Here is a 21,421-nt window from a genome sequence, read left to right as displayed (position 1 = left end):
GTGCTGCGGCCGCTCGCGAACGTCGTCGCCACGCCGCGCGGCTTCGCGCTCGAACCGCTCGGCATACGCGAGACCGTCGTGCTGGCGCGCCCGGTCGACGATCGCCACGCGGCCGTGCTCGCGCTCCTCGCCGATGGCGAAGCGTGGTCGAGCTCCGCGCTGGCGCTGGCCCTCGGCGCAAGCCAACGCACCGTGCAGCGCGCGCTCGACGCCCTCGCAGAAGCCGACAAGGTCCAGGCGCTGGGCCGCGGCCGCGCGCGCCGCTGGATGACGCCGCCACTGCCCGGTTTCGCGACGACCTTGTTACTCCCCGCCCCGCTCCCGGGCGATTAGGATGACCTCACCGAACGACGAGGTGACGAACATGAAACGCTCCCGAGCAGACATCCTTCGCGAATACGGCCCGTTTCCGGGCGTCGACGGCGTACACGGCGTCACGTACGACGGGCAGTACGTGTGGTACGCGTCCGGCGACAAGCTGAATGCGCTCGACCCGGAACGCGGCACGACCGTCCGCTCGCTCGACGTCGCCGCGCATGCGGGCACGGCGTTCGACGGCCGCCACCTGTACCAGATCGTCGAAGATCGCATCGAGAAGATCGATCCCGAATCGGGCCGCGTGCTCGCGACGATCCCTGCCCCGGGCAACGGCGGCGATTCCGGGCTGGCCTGGGCCGAAGGCGCGCTGTGGGTCGGCCAGTACCGCGAACGCAAGATTCATCAGGTGGATCCGCAAACGGGCGCCGTGCTGCGCACGATCGAATCGAACCGCTTCGTCACCGGCGTGACGTGGGTCGATGGCGAGCTGTGGCACGGTACCTGGGAAGCCGACCAGGCCGACCTGCGGCACATCGATCCGCGCACCGGCCAGGTGCTCGAGCAGATCGACATGCCGGCTGGCGTCGGCGTATCGGGGCTCGAATCCGACGGCCACGACTGCTTCTACTGCGGCGGCGGCAACAGCGGCACGTTGCGCACCGTGCGTCGGCCCGCACGGGCCGGGGCGTCGGGCCACAACGCGGCCGCATCGCCCGATTCGGCTGACGAATGATCCGCAGCCTGCGGTAATCGCTCCCGGGCGCGGCACGCCAGCACTCCGCCCTGCGCCGAGTGCAGGAATGAACAAGACGACGTGGCGGCCGCGTCGCTACGATGCGCGCTCGTCAGTCATGTGTTCGGAGCGGTCGATGCGACGCGGTGTGGTCTATGGTGTTTTGGCAGGTGCCCTGTGGGGCATGGTGTTTCTCGTTCCTCGGCTGCTGACCGACTTCTCGCCGCTGCTGCTGAGCGCCGGCCGTTACGCGATGTACGGCCTCGTGTCGCTGGCGGCCGCGCTGCCGGCCGCCCGCTCGCTGCTCACGCGGCTGACCCGCGAAGATCTCGTCGCGCTGGTCAGGCTCGCGGTCGTCGGCAACGTCGCGTACTACATGCTGCTGTCCGGCGCCGTGCATCTCATCGGCATCGCGCCCAGCTCGCTGATCGTCGGCGTGCTGCCCGTCACGGTCACGCTCGCGGGCCTCGGCGACCACGGCGCCGTGCCGCTGCGGCGGCTCGCGGCCCCGCTCGCGCTGGTGATCGCGGGCATCGTCTGCATCAACGTCGACCTGTTCACCTCCGAGGCCGCGCATGCGACGACGCTCGGCCAGAAGCTCGCGGGCATTGCCTGCGCGGCCGGCGCGCTCGCGAGCTGGACCTGGTATGCGGTCGCGAACGCTCGCTATCTGCAGCGCCATCACCATTTCGGCGGCAACGAGTGGTCGGTGCTGTGGGGCGTCGTGACGGGCCTGATCGGCGGGCTCGTCTGGATCGCGATCCTCGCGCTGCCGGCCGGCACCGTGCAGACAGCGGTCCCGGCGTCGCGCTGGCAACTGTTCTGGCTGCTGAACCTGGTGCTCGCGATCGGCGCGTCGTGGCTCGGCAACGGGCTGTGGAATGCCGCGTCGAAGCGGCTGCCGCTTACGCTGTCGGGTCAGCTGATCGTATTCGAAACCGTGTTCGCGATGCTTTACGCGTTCGTGTACGACCAGCGGATGCCGCATGCACTCGAGATCGCCGCGCTGGTGCTGCTGCTCGCGGGCGTCTACGGATCGGTGCGGCAGCACGGCGACACGCCCGCTGGCGGCAATACATCGGGAAGCACACCGGCAAACGCAAACGCCGCGGCCCACTGAGCGCCGCGGCGTTTGATCAGACGAATCGGGACGAAAGGCGTGGAATGGCCGGCGTCAGCGCGCGTCCTTGTGCATCCACTTGCGGCCCTCGATGGAGCCGGCGCGGCGCGACTTGTCGACGCGCCGCTGGCGCGCGAGCTTCGGATCGACGATCAACGGACGGTAGATCTCGACGCGGTCGTGGTCGGCGAGCGGTGCGTCGAGCGGCGCAAGCTTGCCGTACACACCCGTTTTCGCGTTCGCGAGATCGATTTCCGGGTGCAGCGCGAGCACGCCGCTCGCATCGATCGCCGAACGAACGGTCGCCCCTTCGGGCAGCGACAGCGGAATCAGCGTCTGGCGATCCGGCAGCGCGTAGCAGACTTCGATCGACAGCATCGCGTCACCCCTTCCCGTAGCGCTGGTCGGCACGCTTCACGAACGAATCGACGAACGTGTTCGCGATATGGCTGAACACGGGCCCGATGATCTTCTCGAGCAGGATGCTCGAGAACTCGTAGTGCAGCGCGAATTCGATCTTGCAGGCATCGGCACGCAGTGCCGTGAAGCGCCACGAGCCCGTGAACTTCTTGAACGGGCCGTCCGTGAACTCCATGTCGATCCGCGTCGGGCGCTGCTGCGTGTTGCGCGTCGCGAAATGCTGCTTGATGCCTTTGAAGTTGATGTCGATGCGCGCTTCCATCCCGCTCTCGTCCTGACGGCGAATCTCGACACCGCCGCACCAGGGCAGGAAATTGGGGTAGTCGGCCACGTCGGTGACGAGGTCGAACATCTGTTCCGCCGAATGACGGATCAATACGGTTTTCTGGACATCTGCCATAAATCGCGCGGCATCGCTCAAGGTGAGAACGCAAGCCGGGCGATTCCCGCCCCGCTTTGCTAAAATCGTGATTTTAAACGAGTTGGCCCGATCCTTTCATGAGCATCATCGACAACAGGAAAGCGCACTTCGATTACCACATCGAGGAACGCTACGAGGCGGGGCTCGTGCTCGAGGGCTGGGAAGTCAAGGCGCTGCGCGCCGGGCGCGGCCAGATCCGGGAAGGTTACGTCGTGATCAAGCACGCCGAGATCTTCCTGATCGGTACCCATATCAGCCCGCTGCCCGAGGCTTCGACCCACATCACGCCCGACCCGGTTCGCACGCGCAAGCTGCTGCTGCACCGCGAGGAAATCAAGAAACTGATCGGCAAGGTCGAGCAGCGCGGCTACACGCTCGTGCCGCTGAACTTCCACTACAAGGGCGGTCGCGTGAAGTGCGACATCGCGCTCGCGAAGGGCAAGAAGCTGCACGACAAGCGCGAAACCGAGAAGAAGCGCGACTGGGAACGCGAAAAGGCACGCATCATGCGCGCCGGCACCTGACCTGCGCGACACGCATCACACACGACACGGCCCGCTCGAAGCGGGCCGTGTTGCTTGGGTGCCAGATGAATCGGGCGCGCCAGGGACAGGAGCGATCCCGGGCACGCCACGCCGCCGGTTCCGGGCGAAGAAAGGTACCGACGACGGCACCGCACGGGCATCATCCGCATCCGGCTGCGCGACGATTCGCCGCACACCGATCACACGCGGCGGCCGCCGGCGCCCTGCGTAAATCCGGACTCAGGCCTTCCCGCCCGAGGCGGCCCCCGCGCTCTTGACGATCGTCAGCGCCGACGAGATCGCCGAGCCGAGATCCGACAGGTTCGACGGCACGATCAGCGTGTTGCCCTGCTTCGCGAGATTCGAGAATGCGCTGACATACTGCTCGGCCACCTTCAGGTTCACCGCGTCCATCCCGCCCTGCGATTGCATCGCGTTCGCGATCTTCTGGATCGCCTGCGCGTTCGCCTCGGCCACCGCCAGAATCGCGGCGGCCTCGCCCTGCGCCTGGTTGATCGCGGCCTGCCGCTCGCCTTCGGATTTCTGGATCGCCGCTTCGCGCGCGCCCGACGCGAGATTGATCTGCTCCTGCTTGCGGCCTTCGGATGCGGCGATCAGCGCACGCTTTTCACGCTCCGCGGTGATCTGCGCCTGCATCGCGTGCAGGATTTCCTTCGGCGGCGTCAAATCCTTGATCTCGTAGCGCAGGACCTTCACCCCCCAGTTCGCCGCGGCCTGATCGAGCGCCGACACGATGTTGTGGTTGATGAAGTCGCGCTCCTCGAACGTCTTGTCGAGTTCGAGCTTGCCGACCACCGAGCGCAACGTCGTTTGCGCGAGCTGCGTGATCGCGAGCACGAAGTTGCTCGACCCGTACGACGCCTTCATCGGATCGGTCACCTGGAAGTACAGCACGCCATCGACCTGCAGCTGCGTGTTGTCGCGCGTGATACAGACCTGGCTCGGCACGTCGAGCGGGATTTCCTTCAGCACGTGCCGGTATGCGATTCGATCGACGAACGGCAGCACGATGTTCAGGCCGGGCGACAGCGTCGCGTGATAGCGCCCGAAGCGTTCGAGCACCCACGCATGCTGCTGCGGCACGATCTTCACCGTCTTCGACACGATCACGATCGCGATGACGAGCAGGACAACCCAGATGATCAGCGAATCCATGAAATATTCCCTCCTTGTTGTATCGGCGGACGATCAGCCCGCGGGTTTCGCCACGACCACGAGACAATTGCCCCGCACGGCACTCACCTGGTACACGTGCGCGTCGTCGCGCTCGCCGTTCTCGAGCTCGACATCCCAGTCGGCGCCGCGATACTGCACGCGCGCCCGGCCGTCACGCCACGCGTCGACCGTGACGGTCGCGCCGATATCGAGATTGACGTCGGGATTCGTCGACGTGTCGCGCTTCTGCTTGCGGCCGAGCCCCGAACGCCGCAACACGACCATCGCGACGATCGCGACCACGGCCGCCGCACCGAACTGCACGTGCGGCGCGAAACCGGCCAGCTGCAGCAGCCCGCCCGCGAGAAAGCCGAGCGCGATCATCAGCAGGTAGAACGTGCCCGTCAGCAACTCGGCCACGACCAGCACGCCCACCGCGACCCACCAGAACAGATGCCCCGACATCATTGTGGTCTCCAGAAAAACGTTTCCCACGTTCACTTGCGTGGCATGGAACCAGAATACGCGCTGAAGCGCTGTTCCGGATCGATTTGTTCGTGGCTCCCGGGCGTGCGCTCGGCAGGCTTGGAGCAGCCCGCTTCGTACCGACAAACAAAAACACCCCGGTGTCTACCGGGGTGTTTATAGCATGAACCTTGCAATCTGCCTTCAGTGAAGGAGCAGCAGCGCCGCTCCTTCGTCGATGGCAAGTTACCGACCGTTACTTCCGGTTGGCGAGCGCCTGCCACGTATCGATGATCGTGTCGGGGTTCAGCGAGATCGACACGATGCCTTCGTCCGTCAGCCATTGCGCGAAGTCCGGGTGATCGGACGGGCCCTGGCCGCAGATGCCGACGTACTTGCCCATCTTGCGGCAGGTATCGATCGCGCGCTTCAGCAGGAACTTGACGGCCGGGTCGCGTTCGTCGAAGTCGACAGCCAGCAGTTCCATGCCCGAATCGCGGTCGAGGCCGAGCGTGAGCTGCGTGAGGTCGTTCGAGCCGATCGAGAAGCCGTCGAAGAACTGCAGGAAGTCTTCGGCGAGGATCGCGTTGGTCGGGACTTCGCACATCATCACGAGGCGCAGGCCGTTTTCGCCGCGCTTCAGGCCGAACTTCTCGAGCAGGCCGACGACGCGCTCCGCCTGCTTCACGGTACGCACGAACGGCACCATGATCTCGACGTTGGTCAGGCCCATCTCGTCGCGCACGCGCTTCAGTGCACGGCACTCCATCTCGAACGCCTGCGCGAAGTCCTCAGCGATGTAACGCGACGCGCCGCGGAAGCCCAGCATCGGGTTTTCCTCGTCCGGCTCGTAACGCGAACCGCCGATCAGCTTCTTGTACTCGTTCGACTTGAAGTCGGACAGACGCACGATCACGGGCTTCGGATAGAACGCCGCCGCGATCGTCGCGACACCTTCCGTCAGCTTGTCGACGTAGAACTGACGCGGCGATGCGTGACCGCGCGCGACGCTCTCGACGGCCTTCTTCAGGTCCTGGTCGATGTTCGGGTACTCGAGGATCGCCTTCGGGTGAACGCCGATGTTGTTGTTGATGATGAACTCGAGACGCGCGAGACCCACGCCGCCGTTCGGCAGTTGCGAGAAGTCGAACGCGAGCTGCGGGTTGCCGACGTTCATCATGATCTTGACCGGGATTTCCGGCAGTTCGCCGCGCTGCACTTCCGTGACTTCCGTCTCGAGCAGGCCGTCGTAGATCTTGCCTTCGTCGCCTTCCGCGCACGACACGGTGACGAGCGCGCCGTCCTTCAGGATGTCGGTCGCGTCGCCGCAGCCGACGACTGCCGGCACGCCGAGTTCACGCGCGATGATCGCCGCGTGGCAGGTCCGGCCGCCACGGTTCGTGACGATCGCGGCTGCACGCTTCATCACCGGCTCCCAGTTCGGGTCGGTCATGTCGGCCACCAGCACGTCGCCCGGCTGCACGCGTTCCATTTCCGACGGATCCTGGATCACGCGCACGGGGCCCGCACCGATCTTCTGGCCGATCGCACGGCCCGTTGCCAGCACCTGCGACTGGCCCTTCAGCTTGAAGCGCTGCTCGGCCTTGCCGCTCGCCTGGCTCTTCACGGTTTCCGGGCGTGCCTGCAGGATGAAGATCTTGCCGTCGCGGCCGTCCTTGCCCCACTCGATGTCCATCGGACGCTGGTAGTGCTTCTCGATGATGACCGCGTACTTGGCCAGCTCGATCACGTCTTCGTCGGTGATCGAGTAGCGGTTGCGCTGCTCGTGCGGCACGTCGACCGTCTTCACGCGGCCCGGCTCGCCCGGCTGCGTGAATTCCATCTTGATCAGCTTCGAGCCGATCGAGCGGCGGATGATCGGGTACTTGTCCTGTGCGAGCGTCGTCTTGAACACATAGAACTCGTCCGGGTTCACCGCGCCCTGCACGACGGTTTCACCCAGGCCGTAGCTCGACGTGATGAACACGGCGTCCTTGAAACCCGATTCGGTGTCGATCGTGAACATCACGCCGGCCGCGCCGACGTCCGAGCGGACCATGCGCTGCACGCCGGCAGACAGGGCGACTTCCGCGTGCGTGAAGCCCTTGTGCACGCGATACGAGATCGCGCGGTCGTTGTACAACGACGCGAACACGTGCTTCATGCGATCGAGCACGTCGTCGATGCCGACGACGTTCAGGTACGACTCCTGCTGGCCGGCGAACGATGCGTCGGGCAGGTCTTCCGCGGTCGCGGACGAACGCACGGCGAACGACAGCTCGCCCGGCGAGCTGTTCTTCAGGGTTTCGAACTGCTCACGGATTTCCTGCTCGAGACGTGCCTGCATCGGCGCATCGACGATCCACTTGCGGATTTCGGCGCCGGCTTCGGCGAGCGCTTTCACGTCGTCGATGTCGAGCGACTCGAGACGCTTGGCGATGCGGTCGGTAAGGTCGTTGTGCTTGAGGAAATCGCGGAACGCGAGCGCGGTCGTGGCGAAACCGGTGGGTACGCGAACGCCTGCTTCGGAAAGCTGGCTGATCATTTCGCCCAGCGACGCATTCTTGCCGCCGACGATCTCCACATCGGTCATCCGCAACTGCTCGAACGGAATTACATACGCCTGGTCCTTTGCGACGTTTGCTGCGTTAGTCATACAAGCCCCTAAGTGTGAAAAAAATGCTCGATTGCGCAAGTGGGCTTGGACGCGGGCGCTTGCAAAAGGGCGCGGCGCGTCTTGCGCAACCTGTTGGAGAAACAATCGCAGCGGCGGCTGATCTTCCGACCCGATTTGCAAAAATCCCGGCAGAAGAGCGATATTTTCAGACAAATCGCCACACTTGCCGGGAATTTTGAAATCGAGCGGCGAAGCCTGGGGCGCCGTTCGCGCCCTGCCCCCGCAATTGCTTATCCAACAGGTTGCCGCTATTCTACCGTGCCGGCTGCCGGATGTGGCGCGACCTTGTCACTGCGTCTGGAGGCGAACCTCCAGCCGCCCGCGCAACCGCCCTTCACGCTCGACGCCCAGATTCATGCTGCCTACCGTATTCATCGTCTCCGACGGCACCGGGATCACTGCCGAAACCTTCGCGCATTCGATCCTCTCCCAGTTCGACCAGAAATTCCGTCTCGTGCGCGTGCCGTTCGTCGATTCGCTCGACAAGGCCTATGCGACCGTCGAGAAGATCAACGAGGCCGCCGTGCACGACGGGCGCCGCGCGATCGTGTTCACGACGCTCGTCGACAGCGAGTCGAACGACATCGTCAAGCGCTCGAACGCACTCGTGCTCGACATGTTCCAGCGCTTCGTCGAACCGCTCGAGCAGGAACTGGAGCTCAAGTCGAGCCACGCGATGGGCCGCGGCCACCAGAACGCGGACACCGAGGAATACAAGACCCGGATCGAGGCGATCAACTTCTCGCTCGCGCACGACGACGGCCAGTCGAACCGCAACCTGTCGGAAGCCGACGTGATCCTCGTCGGCGTGTCGCGCAGCGGCAAGACGCCGACGAGCCTGTATCTCGCGATGCAGTACGGCGTGAAGGCGGCCAACTACCCGCTGATTCCGGAAGATTTCGAGCGCGGCAAGCTGCCGTCGGCGCTCGCCGCGTACAGCGAGAAGCTGTTCGGGCTGTCGATCGACCCGCAGCGCCTGTCGGAGATCCGTAACGAGCGCCGGCCGGGCAGCAAATACGCGGCGCCCGAGAACTGCCGCTACGAGATCAACGAAGCCGAAGCGATGATGCGCCGCGAGGGGATCAAGTGGCTGTCGTCGACGCACAAGTCGATCGAGGAAATCGCGACGACGATCCTGCAGGAAATCCGCCTCGACCGGCAGTCGTACTAAGCCTGAGCGCCGGCGGCGGCCTGGTCGCCGCCGGAAACAAAAAGACCGCGTCGAACGCGGTCTTTTTCATGGTGCCGAGCGAGCACGCGTGTGGTGTCACGCACGCCGCTGCTGACGCACCTGCTCGAACAGGCAGACCGCAGCCGCGGCCGCGACGTTCAGCGACTCCATCCCGCCCGGTTGCGGGATCGTCACGCGATGCGTGGCCGCGTCGCGCCAGAACGCCGACACGCCCGCCCCCTCGTTGCCGAACACCCAGGCAACGGGCCCCGACAGGTCGCAGTCATAGACTGCCTGCGCGCCATGCGAGTCGGTCAGCGCGACCGGCACAGCGAGGCGCTCGGCGAGCGCGCCGGCTTCGACGTCCTCGTGGATCGACAGCAGGAAATGCGCGCCCATGCCCGAACGCAGCACCTTCGACGACCATGCATACGCGGTGCCCGGCGCACAGAACACGTGACGCACGCCTGCGGCCGCCGCGCTGCGCAGGATCGAACCGACGTTGCCGGCGTCCTGCACGCCGTCGAGCACGACCGACGACTGCGTCACGCGCGCCGGCAGCGGCTGCGCCGGCCGGTCGACGAGCAGCAGGAAGCCGACGCCGTTGACGACGTTCGACAACTGCCCGAACAGCGCGTCGGGCAGCGTGACGATCCGCTGCGCATCGATGCGCGCGACGATCGCCTGCGCTTCGGCATGGCCGAGCGCGCCTTCGGTCGTGACGCACAGCTCGGGCGTCGCGCCCGTATCGAGGTACGCGCTCGCGAGATGGAATCCTTCGAGCAGCGCCTGACCACCGCGGCGTTGATGGGACGTCGAACCCGCGAGCGCCTTCAGGCGCTTGTACAGCGGGTTGTCACGGGAAGTAATGCTTTTCATCGAATCAGGTCGAGTGCCGCACGAACCGGCGCGAACGAACGCCGATGGGCTTCGCACGGGCCGTGCTCGCGCAGCGCGGCAAGGTGTTTCACGGTGCCGTAGCCCGCATGCACGTTGAAGCCGTACACCGGGAAGCGTTCGTGCAGGTCGACGAGCATGCGGTCACGGGTGACCTTCGCGAGGATCGACGCGGCCGAGATGCTCGGCACGAGCGCGTCGCCGCTGACGATCGCCTCGGCGCGCACGGTCAGCGTCGGGCAGCGGTTGCCGTCGATCTGCGCGAGCGTCGGCAGGACCGACAGCCCTTCGACCGCCCGCTTCATCGCGAGCATCGTCGCGTGCAGGATGTTCAGCGTGTCGATCTCGTCGACGCTCGCCGACGCGACGCAATACGACAGCGAGCGCGCGACGATCAGCTCATACAGCGCGTCGCGCTTCTTCGCGGACAACGCCTTCGAATCGTCGAGCCCGTCGATCGGCTGCGCCGGATCGAGGATCACCGCGGCGGCCACCACCGGCCCCGCGAGCGGGCCGCGGCCCGCTTCGTCGACGCCGCAGACGATCTCGTCGGGGCGGCTGAAATCGAAACCGCCCTGCACGTCGCTCGACGCGCGGCGGCGTGGTGCACGGACTGCGGTCATGCGCGCCCCTTGCGTTGTTCGAGCACGCGCACGACCGCTTCGGCCGCCTTCACGGCCGTGTTCTGCCGCAGCGAAAGATGCATTTCGGTAAAGACTTCGGTCAGCGTGCGGCGGTTCGCATCGTCACGCAGCTGCGTGAGCGTCGCATCGGCGAGCGCCTCGGGCGTCGCGAAATGCTGCAGCAGCTCGGGCACGACGAAACGCCCCGCCAGGATGTTCGGCAAGCCGACGTACGGCAGGTAACCCTGCCGGCGCATGATCTGCCCGGTCAGCCAGGGCACCTTGTACGAGATCACCATCGGCTTCTTCAGCAGCGCGGCTTCCAGCGTGACCGTGCCGCTCTTCACGAGGATCGCGTCGGCAGCCGTCATCGCGACCTGCGAGCGGCCGTCGGTGATCGTCAGCGCGAGCTGCGGATGCGCGTCGACGAGCGGCTGCAGCAACGCGCGCAGCGCGGGCGTGGCCGCCGGCATCACGAACCGCACGCCGGGCTCGCGCTGCTGCATCAGCGCCATCGCCGCGAAGAAGGTCGGGCCGATCAGTGCGATTTCCGAGCGCCGGCTGCCCGGCAACACGGCGATCACCGGGCCGTCGGCCGGCAGTCCGAGCGCGATACGCGCACCGTGCGTGTCGGGCTCGAGCGGAATCTCGTCGGCGAGCGGATGGCCGACGTAGGTCGAGGCAACGCCTGCCTTGTCGAGAATCGCCGGTTCGAACGGGAACAGGCACAGCATGTGATCGACGGACTTCGCGATCTTCTTGATCCGGCCGCCGCGCCACGCCCAGATCGACGGGCACACGAAGTGGATCGACGGGATGCCCGCGTCGCGCGCCGCCTGTTCGACGTTGAAGTTGAAATCGGGCGCATCGACGCCGATGAACGCGTCCGGCCGCTCGGCGAGCAACTGGCGCTTCAGCTCGCCGCGAATCCGCAGGATCTCGGGAATCTGGCCCAGCGCCTCGACATAGCCGCGCACGGTCAGCTTGTCCATCTGCCAGTGCGAGTCGAAGCCCTGCGCGATCATGCGCGGCCCGCCGATCCCGTAGTACTGGGCCGATTCGGGCAGCCGCTCGCGCAGCCCGCCGAGCAGCGACGCGCCGAGCAGGTCGCCCGACGGTTCGCCGGCCACCATCGCGAGCCGGAGCTGAGAGGTCGGAAGCGGCATCGCTTAGCGGATGATGCCGCGTTGCGACGCGTCGATGAACTCGACGAGCGCCTTCACGGGTGCGTCGCCCTCGCCGCCCGCCGCCGCCAGCTCGCGCAACTGCACTTTCGCCTCCTCGAGCGACAGGCCGTTCTTGTACAGCAGGCGGTATGCGCTGCGCAGCGCGGAGATCGCGTCGGGCGAGAAACCGCGCCGGCGCAGCCCTTCGACGTTGATCCCGTGCGGCTCGGCCTTGTTGCCTGCCGCGATCACGAACGGCGGAATGTCCTGCACGAGCGCCGATGCGCCGCCCAGCATCGAGTGCGCGCCGATGCGCACGAACTGGTGGACACCCGACATCCCGCCGACGATCGCCCAGTCGCCGATCTCGACGTGGCCGGCCATCTGTGCGTTGCTCGACAGGATCACGTGGTTGCCGACGGTGCAGTCGTGACCGATGTGCACATAGGCCATGATCCAGTTGTCGTCACCGAGCGTCGTCACGCCGACGTCCTGCACGGTGCCCGTGTGGATCGTCGTGAACTCGCGGATCGTGTTGCGGCTGCCGATCACGAGCTTCGTCGGCTCGTCCTTGTACTTCATGTCCTGCGGACGACCACCGACCGACGCGTAATGGCCGATACGGTTGTCCTCGCCGAGCGTCGTATGGCCTTCGATCACGCTGTGCGAGCCGATCGTCGTACGCGCGCCGATCGTGACGTGCGGACCGACGATCGCGTACGGGCCGATCTCGACCGATTCGTCGATCTGCGCGCCCGGTTCGACAATCGCGGTGGGATGAATCCTGGTCATGCGCCGTTGCCTCTCGATGTGATGTGTCGCGTTGCGTTGCCTGTCCGTGCCGCGTCGCTCAGGGCGCCACGTCGGTCGTCTTGACCGTGCACATCAGTTCGGCTTCCGCCGCCACCTTGCCGTCCACTTCCGCCACCGCCTTGAACTTCCAGATGCCGCGGATGTAGCGTTCGAACGTCACGTTCAGAATCAGTTGGTCGCCCGGCTCGACCGGACGCTTGAAGCGCGCACCGTCGATCCCGACGAAGTAGTACAGCGTGTTCTCCGGATCCTTCGGCTGCTCTTCCGAGAAGGTCAGCAGCGCCGCGGCCTGCGCGAGCGCTTCGAGGATCAGCACGCCCGGCATCACCGGCCGCTTCGGGAAATGCCCCTGGAAGTACGGCTCGTTGATCGACACGTTCTTCAGCGCTTTGATGCCCTTGTGCGGTTCGAGTTCGAGCACGCGATCGACGAGCAGAATCGGGTAGCGATGCGGCAGCAGCGTGAGGATCTTGTGGATGTCGAGATTGATTTTTTCAGTGCTCATGATGGTTCGTCTCACGCAGAGGCTGCGCGGTGGTGATGCAAAGGCTGAAGTGGGCCGGCGTACGGCCCAGTCTGGCAAACCGGGCCGGTTGCGCTGGCCGTGCCCGGTTCGAGGTCTCGCATGATGCGCTCAGGCGTCCGTGCCGCCCTGGGCGGCGAGCGCGGCTTCGAGCGCCTTGATGCGCTCGCGCAGCTTGTCGAGATTGCGCACGAGCGCGGCGCTCTTGTTCCATTCGCCGTGGTCGACGGCCGGGAACGCGCTGGTATAGATGCCGGCCTTCGGCAGCGACTTCGATACGCCCGACTTCGCGGTGATGATGACATAGTCGCCGAGCGTCACGTGGCCGGCGATCCCGGCCGCGCCGCCGATCATGCAGTGGCGGCCGATCGTCGTACTGCCCGCGATCCCGGCGCTGCCGGCGATCACCGTGTAGGCGCCGATCCGGCAGTTGTGGCCGATCTGCACTTGGTTGTCGATCTTCACGCATTCCTCGATGACGGTATCCGCCATCGCGCCGCGATCGATCGTCGTGTTCGCGCCGATCTCGACGTCCGGGCCGATCGTGACGCCGCCGACCTGCGGGATCTTGACCCAGCTGCCGGTGCGCGCATCGCCGTCGCCGACGAAATCCGGCGCGAAGCCGAAGCCGTCGGAGCCGATCACGGCGCCCGCATGGATGATCGCGCGCGGGCCGACCTTGCAGCCGTGGTACACCGACGCGTTCGGATACAGGTGCGAGCCCGCGCCGATCGTCGTGCCGCGGCCGATGAAGACGTTCGCATCGAGCTGCACGCCGTCCTCGATCACCGCCCCGGCCTCGACCGTCACGTGCGGGCCGATCACGGCGCTCGCGGCGACCTGCGCGGCCGGATCGATCGTCGCGCTCGGATGCACGCCGGCGGCGCGCTGCGGCGTGGCCAGGTCGATGAACATCTGCGCGACGCGCGCGAAGTACGCGTACGGATTCGGCGTGACGATGAAATTGCGGCCTGCAGCGGCCGCGCCCAGCTTTTCCAGATCCTTCGGCGCGATCAGCACAGCGCCGGCGCGGGTCGACTCGACCTGCGACAGGTACTTCGGATTCGCGAGGAACGCGAGTTGCTGCGCGCCTGCCTGGTCGAGCGGTGCGAGCCCGCCCACCTTGCACTGTGCGTCGCCGGCGATCTCGCCGCCGAACCGCTTTACGAGTTCCTCAAGCGTCAATGCCATTCGTCGTCTGCTCCGTTCAGTTCGTCGAGCCGGACGCGAGCGCCTTGAGCACCTTGTCGGTGATGTCGATGCGCGGGCTGACGTACACGGCTTCCTGCACGATCAGGTCATAATTCTGCTGCTCGGCGATCTGCTTGATGACCTTGTTCGCCCGCTCGAGCACGGCCGCCAGTTCCTCGTTGCGGCGCTGGTTCAGGTCTTCGCGGAACTCGCGCTGCTTGCGCTGGAAGTCGGTATCGAGCTGGGCGAGATCACGCTGCTTCTGCGCGCGGTCGGCCGCCGACAGCGACGCGCCGTTCTTGTCCAGCGAATCGGACATCGACTTCAGGCGCGCCGCCAGATCCTGCAGATCCTTGTCGCGCTTCGCGAACTCGGCTTCGAGCTTCGTCTGCGCCGCCTTCGCGGGCACCGACTCGCGCAGGATCCGATCCGAATTGACCGCCGCGATGCGGGCGACGTCCTGTGCGTGCACCGTTGCCGCGCCCAAGGCCAGCGCAACGGTCAGCGCGCACATCACTCGTTTCGAAAACTTACCGGTTAGCAAAATTACCCTCTCGTTGCTGTTGTCATGCGTTCGGTCAGAACGCCGTCCCGATCTGGAACTGGAATTTCTGGTACTGGTCGCCTTCATGCTTCTGCAGCGGGAACCCGAGGCTCAGCTTCAGCGGGCCGATCGGCGAGATCCACGCGAGACCCACACCGTAGCCGTAACGCAGGCCGTTGGCGCCCGTACTCGTGCCGCCCGGCGCGTTGCCCCACACGTTACCGCCGTCGAGGAACGTGAACACGCGCAGCGTGCGGTCGTAGCCCGTGCCCGGCAGCGGGAACGTCAGCTCGATGTTGCCGACGACCATCTTCGAACCGCCGATCGGGTCGTTCGTCTTCGTGTCGCGCGGGCCCAGCGAGCTCGGCTCGTAGCCACGCACGGAGCCGATACCGCCCGCGTAGTAGTTCTTGAAGATCGGGTACGGGTTGCCGATACCGTTACCGTAGCCGCCTTGCAGGTTCAGGCCCAGGATGAAGCCGCGCGAGAACGAATAGTAGTACTGGGCCTGCAGGTCGGCCTTGTAGTACTGGATCTTGCCGACCGGCACGCCGTACTCCATGTTCGCCTGCGTGAAGTAGCCGCGGCTCGGAATCAGCGCGCTGTCTCGCGCGTCGCGCGACCACGCGACCGTCAGCGGCACCGTGTTCGACACGCGGCCGAACTGGTTCACGTAATCCTGGTAGCTCTGCGGCGTGTTCGAATCGACGTCGAGACGGTTCTGCTCGAAGCCCGCGCCGAAATAGACGGTGTCGACTTCCGAGAACGGGATGCCGAACTTCAGGTTGCCGCCCGCGCTGATGATCCGGAAACTCGAGCTCGTCGAATAGTAGAGCGGCTGGTACGTGCGGTAGTAGACGTCCGTGATCCGCTTGATGCCGTCGACCGTGAAGTACGGGTCGACCTGCGTGACGGTCAGCGTGCGGTAGCTCTTCGCGGTGTTGACGTTCACCGACAGGCTGGTACCCGAACCGAACACGTTGTCCTGCGACACGCCCGCCGACAGCACGACCTTGTCCGTCGACGAGAAGCCCGCGCCCAGCGTGATCGCGCCGGTCGGCTTTTCGTCGACCTTCACGTTCACGTCGACCTGGTCGTTCGTGCCTTCGACCGGCAGCGTCGTCACGTCGACGTTGGTGAAGTAGCCGAGACGGTTCACGCGATCCTTCGACAGCGCGAGGCGGTTCGAATCGAACCACGAGCTTTCGAGCTGGCGCATTTCGCGGCGCACCACTTCGTCGCGCGTGCGCGTATTGCCGACGACGTTGATGCGGCGCACGTACACGCGGCGGCTCGGATCGACGACGAGGTTCAGGTTCACCTTGTGGTTCGCCTGGTCGATGTCCGGCTGCGCGTTGACGGTCGCGAATGCGTAGCCGTACTCACCGAGCTTGTCGACGATCGACTTGGTGGTCTGTTGCAGCTTTTCGGCCGAGAAGCGATCGCCCGGCTTGATCTTGATCAGCTTGTTGAGTTCGGCTTCGCGATCGAGCAGGTTGCCCGACAGCTTGATGCCCGACACCGTGTACGGCTCGCCTTCATGCAGCGTGACCGTCAGGTACATGTCCTTCTTGTCGGGCGAGATCGACACCTGGGTCGAATCGATGTTGAACTCGAGATAGCCGCGATTCAGGTAGTACGAGCGCACCGCCTCGAGGTCGCCGGTGAGCTTTTCCTTCGAGTACAGGTCGTTCTTCGTGTACCAGGAGAACCAGTTCGGCGTCGACAGCTGCATTTCGTCGCGCAGCGTGCTGGTGCTGAAGGCCTTGTTGCCGATGAAGTTGATCTGGCGGATCTTCGCGCTCGGACCTTCGGCCACCGCGAACAGGATCGACACGCGGTTCGCGTCGACCGGCGTGACCGTCGTCTTGACCTCGGCCGCGTAGAAGCCGCGCGTGAGGTACTGGCGCTTGAGTTCCTGCTCCGCCTTGTCGACGAGCGCCTTGTCGTAGTAGCGGCCGTCGGCGAGGCCGACTGCCCGCAGCGCCTTCGTCAGGTTGTCCTTGTCGAATTCCTTCGTGCCGGTGAAGTCGATCGACGCGATGGCCGGACGCTCCTGCACCTGCACGATCACGACGTTGCCCTGCGTGGCGATGCGTACGTCGTTGAAGAAGCCCGTCGCGTACAGCGCGCGGATTGCTTCGGATGCCTTGTCGTCCGTGAAGGTATCGCCCTGCTTGATCGGCAGGTAGGCGAACACCGAACCCGCTTCGACGCGCTGCAGCCCCTCGATCTTGATGTCTTGCACCACGAACGGTGCCGCTGCATGGGCCGCGAGGCCGTGCGCGGCGAGCGCGGCCGCTGCAACTGTCTTAGGTACAAAGCGATGAGGTTTGAACAACATGCATCCCCAATATTTAGCTGCATCAAATCAGGCGGCTGCCCAGCGGCCGCCGCCTGACGCTTCAGAAATGGATTAACCGAGCCAGATCGTTGAACAGCGCGATCGCCGACAATGCGACGATGCAGATCAACCCGGCTCTTTGCAGAATCAGCTGCCAGCGCTCCGAGACGGCTTTCCCGGTCGCGGCTTCAACCGCATAATATAACAGATGCCCCCCGTCCAAAACGGGAATCGGCAACAAGTTCAGGACGCCAAGGCTAATGCTGACAAGGGCGAGGAACGACAGGAACGCCGCCGGACCGAGCCGCGCACTCTTGCCCGCGTAGTCCGCGATCGTCACCGGGCCGGACAGGTTCTTCAGCGATGCGTTGCCCGTGATCATGCGCCCGAACATCTTCAGCGAATACACGGAGATGTCCCACGTACGGTGTGCGCCGAGCTGCAGGCTTTCGATCGGCCCATATCGCACGTCGACGGACGGCGCATGCATCGACAGCGCCGCGCCGATACGGCCGACCTGCTGCCCCGATTCGTCGTCGCGCTGCATCTGCGGCACGATCGACACCGTCTGCGCGGCGCCGTCGCGCTCGATCTGCAGGTCGAGCGGCTTGCCCGCATGGTGTTTCACGAAATCGATGAAGCGCGACGCGCCGCCGATCGGCTTGCCGTCGAGCGCGACCAGCTTGTCGCCGGACTTCAGGCCCGCCTGCTCCGCCGCGCTGCCGGGCTGCACCGACGCGACCGACAGCGTGCCGCCGCCGGTCTCGAAGCCCAGATGGGCCATGAAATCGTCGTCGAGCTGACTTTCGGGAACATGGCGGAGGTCGACGCGGAAATCGAACGTCGTGTTGCCGTCGCGTGCGCCGAGCACGATCTCGCGGTGATCGAATGCAGCGGCCAGCAGCTTCCAGCGCAGGTCCGACCACGACCGCACCGGCTCGGCCTCGCCGCCCTGCGCGTTGCGGATCGACACGATCTTCTCGCTGCCGTCGAAGCCCGCGCGCGCCGCCACCGTGCCGGTGGCCGGCGGTGCGACGATCGCGGCCGGCTCGGTTACGCCGGTGGCGAATACGACCGAAAACAGCGCGATTGCCAACAGGAAGTTGGCAATCGGCCCGGCTGCAACGATCGCGATGCGCTTGTAGACGGACTGCCGGTTGAACGCCTGGCCGAGCTCCTCGGGCGCGATGCCGGGGCCGGGATCGCGCTCGTCGAGCATCTTCACGTAGCCGCCGAGCGGCAGCGCCGACAGCGTCCACTCGGTGCCCGTCCTGCGGCTGACCCAGCGCGCGACGGGCTGGCCGAAGCCGATCGAGAAACGCAGCACCTTCACGCCGCACCAGCGCGCGACGCGATAGTGTCCGTACTCATGCACGACGACCAGCACCCCGATCGCCACCGCAAACGCGATCAGTTCGACCAGCACGTTCATGAGCACCCCATTCAGACAGTGCGCTCCACGCGTGGCGCAGGCGCTTTCGCAATGATCTCGGCGGCGAGGCGGCGTGCCTCGGCATCCGCCGCCAGGACATCCTCGAGCCCGTCGGGCGTACGGTTCGGCAGCGCGTTGAGCACGGCGTCGACCGTCGCCGCAATCGCCATGAAGCCGATGCGGCGCTCGAGAAACGCTTCGACCGCGACTTCGTTCGCCGCGTTCAATGCGGCGCTCGCGATGCCGCCTTCCTCAAGCGCCTTCAGCGCGAGCGCGAGACACGGGAAGCGCGCGTAGTCGGGCTTCTCGAACGACAGCTGGGCAATTTGCGCGAGATCGAGTTGTTCGACGCCCGCATCGACACGCTCGGGGAACGCGAGCGCGTGCGCGATCGGCGTGCGCATGTCGGGGTTGCCGAGCTGCGCGAGCACCGAGCCGTCGCGATACGACACGAGCGAATGGATCACGCTCTGCGGGTGGATCAGCACGTCGATGCGCTCGCCCGGCAGCCCGAAGATCCAGTGCGCCTCGATCACCTCGAGGCCCTTGTTCATCATCGTCGCGGAATCGACCGAGATCTTGCGGCCCATCACCCAGTTCGGGTGCTTGCACGCCTCGTCCGGCGTCACGTCGACGAGCGTGGCCGGTTCGCGTGTGCGGAACGGGCCGCCCGACGCGGTCAGGATGATCTTCGAGATCCCGCCATGCTCGGCCGCGTCGCGCGGCATGCACTGGAAGATCGCGTTGTGTTCGCTGTCGACCGGCAGCAGGATCGCGCCATGGTCGCGCACGGCGTCCATGAAGATCGCGCCCGACATCACCAGCGCCTCCTTGTTCGCGAGCAGGATGCGCTTGCCGGCGCGCGCGGCCGCGAGGCTCGGCGCCATGCCGGCCGCACCGACGATCGCCGCGACCACCGTGTCGCAGCCATCGCTCTTCGACACATCGACGAGCGCCTGCGGCCCGTGCAGCACGGTCGTCTTGCTGCCCGCCGCGCGCAGTTTCGCGTCGACCTGCGCGGCCGTCTCGGCATCGCCGACCACCGCCACCTCGGGCGCGAAGCGCAGGCATTGCTCGACCAGCTTGTCGCCGTTGCGGTGTGCGGTCAGCGCATAGACCGAGAAGCGCTCGGGATGGCGCGCGACCACGTCGAGCGTGCTGTCTCCGATGGAGCCCGTGGAACCGAGCAATGTCAGGCGTTTTTGCATAACAGAATGAGTGGTTTAACCAAGCAGCAGCATTGCGAGCGGCAGCACCGGCAGCAGCGCGTCGACACGGTCGAGCACGCCGCCATGGCCTGGCAGCAGTCCGCTCGAATCCTTCACGCCCGCCTGCCGCTTCAGCAACGACTCGAACAGGTCGCCGATCACGCTGTATGCAACCAGCAGCGTCAGTGCGGCCCATGCGCCGGGCATCCCGTAGCGCACGGCGAACGCGGAAAACAGGGTCGGCTCGAACGCATGCACGGTCATCGCGACACCGGCGACGACCATCACGGCGAGCCAGCCACCGATCGCGCCTTCCCAGCTCTTGCCGGGGCTGATCGTGATGGCCAGTTTACGCTTTCCGAAGGCCTTGCCCGCGAAGTATGCGCCGATATCGGCGAGCCAGACGACCAGAAGCAGCGACAGCACGAACGGTACGCCCTGCGCACGCGCCGCGACGAGCGCATGCCAGCAGGCCGCGAAGACCACGAGGCCGGCCGCGAGCAGGAACGGCCGCCATACGCCGCCCGCGAGCGCCGGCTTGCGCCGCAGCGTGAACGGGCCGACCAGCAGCCAGAACACGCCGGCTGCCATGAAAAGGGGACGGGACGAAGCCGCATCGACGCCGAGCGGCGCCGTTGCCGCGAGCGCCAGCGCCGCGACGACGGCATAGACGACCGGGCCGGCGCGGCCGAGCTTGAGCAGGCGCGCCCATTCCCACGCGGCAAACACGAGCACGACGCCGATCAGCGCGCCGAACGCGGCGAGCGGCGCGAACAGCGTCACCGGCAGCAGGACCGCCAGCATCACGATCGCCGTGATCACACGGGTTTTCAGCATGAAAGGGAGTCGGCGTTCTGCGATTGCGGTTCGAGCTGTGCGCTCGTGCGGCCGAAACGGCGCTCGCGCTCCGTATACGATGCCATGGCGTCGGCCAGCGCCGCGCCGTCGAAATCCGGCCAGTATTTGTCGGTGAAATAGAATTCGGCGTACGCGAGTTGCCACAGCAGGAAGTTGCTGACGCGCTGCTCGCCACCGGTACGGATGAAGAGATCGGGCTCCGGCGCATAGGCCATCGCCAGGTGCGGCGCGAAAGCGTCCTCGGTCACTTCGACCTCGCGACCCTCGCGCACGGCCTGCTCGACGAGCTTCTTCGTCGCCTGCAGGATGTCCCACCGGCCGCCGTAGTTGGCTGCGATGGTGAGCGTAAGACGGGTATTGCGCGCCGTCTTGGTTTCGGCGCGGCGAATCAGTTCGCGGATGCGCGGCTCGAAGCGGTCGAGATCGCCGACGACACGCAGGCGGATCCCGTTCGCGTGAAGCTTGCCGACCTCGCGCTCGAGCGCGGTGATGAAAAGGCGCATCAGGAACGACACTTCGTCGTTCGGACGGCGCCAGTTCTCCGAACTGAACGCGAACAGCGTCAGGTATTCGACGCCGGCGCGCGCGCAGCCTTCGACCACCGCCCGCACGGCATCGACGCCGCGGGTGTGCCCCGCGACGCGCGGCAAGCGGCGTTCGGTCGCCCAACGGCCGTTGCCGTCCATGATGATCGCGATATGACGCGGCACGACGCCGACGTCAGGCACGCGAACGGTAGAGCTGGTATAGGTCATGGCCGTTGAGACAGTAATGCGGGAAGAAGGCGGCGCGCGAGG

At 65.9% G+C, this 21,421-nt stretch carries 21 protein-coding genes and 1 pseudogene; 5 read left to right on the top strand and 17 right to left on the bottom strand.

Annotated elements, in window-relative coordinates; genetic code table 11:
* The 3 genes and pseudogenes from G3N96_RS24800 to G3N96_RS24790 form a co-directional block, all read left to right on the top strand.
* Positions 1–333, top strand: a pseudogene (locus tag G3N96_RS24800) (helix-turn-helix domain-containing protein); the annotation flags it as partial.
* A gap of 31 nt (positions 334–364) precedes the next feature.
* A complete protein-coding gene (locus G3N96_RS24795; protein ID WP_206138818.1) occupies positions 365–1,051 on the top strand; it encodes a glutamine cyclotransferase in 687 nt (228 codons plus the stop codon).
* 136 nt (positions 1,052–1,187) lie between these two features.
* Complete coding sequence (locus G3N96_RS24790) at positions 1,188–2,171, top strand: DMT family transporter (RefSeq protein ID WP_206138817.1); 984 nt, start codon at positions 1,188–1,190, stop codon at positions 2,169–2,171.
* 54 nt (positions 2,172–2,225) lie between these two features.
* On the opposite strand, the gene G3N96_RS24785 is transcribed toward G3N96_RS24790, so the two are convergent.
* Positions 2,226–2,549 (bottom strand): RnfH family protein, encoded by a 324-nt coding sequence (locus G3N96_RS24785; RefSeq protein ID WP_043190875.1) that lies wholly within the window; start codon positions 2,547–2,549, stop codon positions 2,226–2,228.
* A 4-nt stretch (positions 2,550–2,553) separates the two neighbouring features.
* The gene (locus G3N96_RS24780) at positions 2,554–2,991 is read right to left on the bottom strand and encodes a type II toxin-antitoxin system RatA family toxin (protein ID WP_034188832.1); all 438 of its coding nucleotides are present in this window, start codon (positions 2,989–2,991) and stop codon (positions 2,554–2,556) included.
* A gap of 98 nt (positions 2,992–3,089) precedes the next feature.
* Between G3N96_RS24780 and smpB the strand changes: the two genes are divergently transcribed.
* Positions 3,090–3,536: an SsrA-binding protein SmpB gene (smpB, locus tag G3N96_RS24775; RefSeq protein WP_039342760.1), complete on the top strand. Its 447-nt coding sequence runs from the start codon at positions 3,090–3,092 to the stop codon at positions 3,534–3,536.
* A gap of 240 nt (positions 3,537–3,776) precedes the next feature.
* Here the strand turns inward: smpB and G3N96_RS24770 are convergent, their stop codons facing one another.
* The 3 genes from G3N96_RS24770 to ppsA form a co-directional block, all read right to left on the bottom strand.
* On the bottom strand, positions 3,777–4,712 hold the full coding sequence (locus G3N96_RS24770) for an SPFH domain-containing protein (protein WP_089425677.1): 936 nt from the start codon (positions 4,710–4,712) through the stop codon (positions 3,777–3,779).
* 33 nt (positions 4,713–4,745) lie between these two features.
* Positions 4,746–5,180: an NfeD family protein gene (locus tag G3N96_RS24765; RefSeq protein ID WP_046545972.1), complete on the bottom strand. Its 435-nt coding sequence runs from the start codon at positions 5,178–5,180 to the stop codon at positions 4,746–4,748.
* A 253-nt stretch (positions 5,181–5,433) separates the two neighbouring features.
* Positions 5,434–7,833: a phosphoenolpyruvate synthase gene (gene ppsA, locus G3N96_RS24760; RefSeq protein WP_124584565.1), complete on the bottom strand. Its 2,400-nt coding sequence runs from the start codon at positions 7,831–7,833 to the stop codon at positions 5,434–5,436.
* A 376-nt stretch (positions 7,834–8,209) separates the two neighbouring features.
* On the opposite strand from ppsA, the gene G3N96_RS24755 reads away from it, so the two are divergent.
* Entirely contained in the window at positions 8,210–9,025 is an 816-nt protein-coding gene (locus tag G3N96_RS24755) for a pyruvate, water dikinase regulatory protein (protein ID WP_011352445.1), read from the top strand.
* A 96-nt stretch (positions 9,026–9,121) separates the two neighbouring features.
* Here G3N96_RS24755 and G3N96_RS24750 read toward each other — a convergent pair whose 3' ends face one another.
* From G3N96_RS24750 to uppS, 12 genes are all read right to left on the bottom strand, one after another.
* Positions 9,122–9,904: an RNA methyltransferase gene (locus G3N96_RS24750; protein ID WP_069248269.1), complete on the bottom strand. Its 783-nt coding sequence runs from the start codon at positions 9,902–9,904 to the stop codon at positions 9,122–9,124.
* Entirely contained in the window at positions 9,901–10,545 is a 645-nt protein-coding gene (rnhB, locus tag G3N96_RS24745) for a ribonuclease HII (protein ID WP_089425680.1), read from the bottom strand. Before rnhB ends, G3N96_RS24750 begins: the two co-directional genes overlap by 4 nt.
* Complete coding sequence (gene lpxB / locus G3N96_RS24740; RefSeq protein WP_089473092.1) at positions 10,542–11,711, bottom strand: lipid-A-disaccharide synthase; 1,170 nt, start codon at positions 11,709–11,711, stop codon at positions 10,542–10,544. The genes rnhB and lpxB overlap by 4 nt, the downstream gene beginning before the upstream one ends.
* A 3-nt stretch (positions 11,712–11,714) precedes the next feature.
* Complete coding sequence (gene lpxA / locus G3N96_RS24735; protein WP_089425682.1) at positions 11,715–12,503, bottom strand: acyl-ACP--UDP-N-acetylglucosamine O-acyltransferase; 789 nt, start codon at positions 12,501–12,503, stop codon at positions 11,715–11,717.
* A 58-nt stretch (positions 12,504–12,561) separates the two neighbouring features.
* The gene (gene fabZ / locus G3N96_RS24730; protein WP_011352450.1) at positions 12,562–13,029 is read right to left on the bottom strand and encodes a 3-hydroxyacyl-ACP dehydratase FabZ; all 468 of its coding nucleotides are present in this window, start codon (positions 13,027–13,029) and stop codon (positions 12,562–12,564) included.
* A gap of 129 nt (positions 13,030–13,158) precedes the next feature.
* On the bottom strand, positions 13,159–14,238 hold the full coding sequence (lpxD, locus tag G3N96_RS24725; RefSeq protein ID WP_124584569.1) for a UDP-3-O-(3-hydroxymyristoyl)glucosamine N-acyltransferase: 1,080 nt from the start codon (positions 14,236–14,238) through the stop codon (positions 13,159–13,161).
* Between the two features lie 16 nt (positions 14,239–14,254).
* Positions 14,255–14,752, bottom strand: a complete 498-nt coding sequence (locus G3N96_RS24720) for an OmpH family outer membrane protein (RefSeq protein WP_011352452.1) — start codon at positions 14,750–14,752, stop codon at positions 14,255–14,257.
* A gap of 64 nt (positions 14,753–14,816) precedes the next feature.
* Positions 14,817–17,126 carry an outer membrane protein assembly factor BamA gene (bamA, locus tag G3N96_RS24715; RefSeq protein WP_089473095.1) on the bottom strand — a complete coding sequence of 770 codons (2,310 nt, stop codon included), beginning with the start codon at positions 17,124–17,126 and terminating at the stop codon, positions 14,817–14,819.
* A gap of 61 nt (positions 17,127–17,187) precedes the next feature.
* Positions 17,188–18,558 carry an RIP metalloprotease RseP gene (rseP, locus tag G3N96_RS24710; protein WP_206138816.1) on the bottom strand — a complete coding sequence of 457 codons (1,371 nt, stop codon included), beginning with the start codon at positions 18,556–18,558 and terminating at the stop codon, positions 17,188–17,190.
* Between the two features lie 11 nt (positions 18,559–18,569).
* Positions 18,570–19,766 (bottom strand): 1-deoxy-D-xylulose-5-phosphate reductoisomerase, encoded by a 1,197-nt coding sequence (locus G3N96_RS24705; protein WP_089440438.1) that lies wholly within the window; start codon positions 19,764–19,766, stop codon positions 18,570–18,572.
* Between the two features lie 15 nt (positions 19,767–19,781).
* The gene (locus tag G3N96_RS24700) at positions 19,782–20,603 is read right to left on the bottom strand and encodes a phosphatidate cytidylyltransferase (RefSeq protein ID WP_206138815.1); all 822 of its coding nucleotides are present in this window, start codon (positions 20,601–20,603) and stop codon (positions 19,782–19,784) included.
* On the bottom strand, positions 20,597–21,379 hold the full coding sequence (gene uppS, locus G3N96_RS24695; RefSeq protein ID WP_006478494.1) for a polyprenyl diphosphate synthase: 783 nt from the start codon (positions 21,377–21,379) through the stop codon (positions 20,597–20,599). The genes G3N96_RS24700 and uppS overlap by 7 nt, the downstream gene beginning before the upstream one ends.
* Positions 21,380–21,421 lie beyond the last annotated feature (42 nt).

This window comes from Burkholderia sp. Se-20373, from assembly GCF_017104705.1.
Taxonomy (GTDB): Bacteria; Pseudomonadota; Gammaproteobacteria; order Burkholderiales; family Burkholderiaceae; genus Burkholderia.
The sequence above is the reverse complement of the archived record's forward strand: the minus strand, read 5'-3'. Positions and strand labels throughout refer to the sequence as shown.

Bases quoted from the DNA above. Each gene is read 5' to 3' on its own strand.
- G3N96_RS24795 (WP_206138818.1), top strand. From the start codon at position 365: ATGAAACGCTCCCGAGCAGACATCCTTCGCGAATACGGCCCGTTTCCG.
- G3N96_RS24790 (WP_206138817.1), top strand. From the start codon at position 1,188: ATGCGACGCGGTGTGGTCTATGGTGTTTTGGCAGGTGCCCTGTGGGGC.
- G3N96_RS24785 (WP_043190875.1), bottom strand. From the start codon at position 2,549: ATGCTGTCGATCGAAGTCTGCTACGCGCTGCCGGATCGCCAGACGCTG.
- G3N96_RS24780 (WP_034188832.1), bottom strand. From the start codon at position 2,991: ATGGCAGATGTCCAGAAAACCGTATTGATCCGTCATTCGGCGGAACAG.
- smpB (WP_039342760.1), top strand. From the start codon at position 3,090: ATGAGCATCATCGACAACAGGAAAGCGCACTTCGATTACCACATCGAG.
- G3N96_RS24770 (WP_089425677.1), bottom strand. From the start codon at position 4,712: ATGGATTCGCTGATCATCTGGGTTGTCCTGCTCGTCATCGCGATCGTG.
- G3N96_RS24765 (WP_046545972.1), bottom strand. From the start codon at position 5,180: ATGATGTCGGGGCATCTGTTCTGGTGGGTCGCGGTGGGCGTGCTGGTC.
- ppsA (WP_124584565.1), bottom strand. From the start codon at position 7,833: ATGACTAACGCAGCAAACGTCGCAAAGGACCAGGCGTATGTAATTCCG.
- G3N96_RS24755 (WP_011352445.1), top strand. From the start codon at position 8,210: ATGCTGCCTACCGTATTCATCGTCTCCGACGGCACCGGGATCACTGCC.
- G3N96_RS24750 (WP_069248269.1), bottom strand. From the start codon at position 9,904: ATGAAAAGCATTACTTCCCGTGACAACCCGCTGTACAAGCGCCTGAAG.
- rnhB (WP_089425680.1), bottom strand. From the start codon at position 10,545: ATGACCGCAGTCCGTGCACCACGCCGCCGCGCGTCGAGCGACGTGCAG.
- lpxB (WP_089473092.1), bottom strand. From the start codon at position 11,711: ATGCCGCTTCCGACCTCTCAGCTCCGGCTCGCGATGGTGGCCGGCGAA.
- lpxA (WP_089425682.1), bottom strand. From the start codon at position 12,503: ATGACCAGGATTCATCCCACCGCGATTGTCGAACCGGGCGCGCAGATC.
- fabZ (WP_011352450.1), bottom strand. From the start codon at position 13,029: ATGAGCACTGAAAAAATCAATCTCGACATCCACAAGATCCTCACGCTG.
- lpxD (WP_124584569.1), bottom strand. From the start codon at position 14,238: ATGGCATTGACGCTTGAGGAACTCGTAAAGCGGTTCGGCGGCGAGATC.
- G3N96_RS24720 (WP_011352452.1), bottom strand. From the start codon at position 14,752: ATGTGCGCGCTGACCGTTGCGCTGGCCTTGGGCGCGGCAACGGTGCAC.
- bamA (WP_089473095.1), bottom strand. From the start codon at position 17,126: ATGTTGTTCAAACCTCATCGCTTTGTACCTAAGACAGTTGCAGCGGCC.
- rseP (WP_206138816.1), bottom strand. From the start codon at position 18,558: ATGAACGTGCTGGTCGAACTGATCGCGTTTGCGGTGGCGATCGGGGTG.
- G3N96_RS24705 (WP_089440438.1), bottom strand. From the start codon at position 19,766: ATGCAAAAACGCCTGACATTGCTCGGTTCCACGGGCTCCATCGGAGAC.
- G3N96_RS24700 (WP_206138815.1), bottom strand. From the start codon at position 20,603: ATGCTGAAAACCCGTGTGATCACGGCGATCGTGATGCTGGCGGTCCTG.
- uppS (WP_006478494.1), bottom strand. From the start codon at position 21,379: ATGACCTATACCAGCTCTACCGTTCGCGTGCCTGACGTCGGCGTCGTG.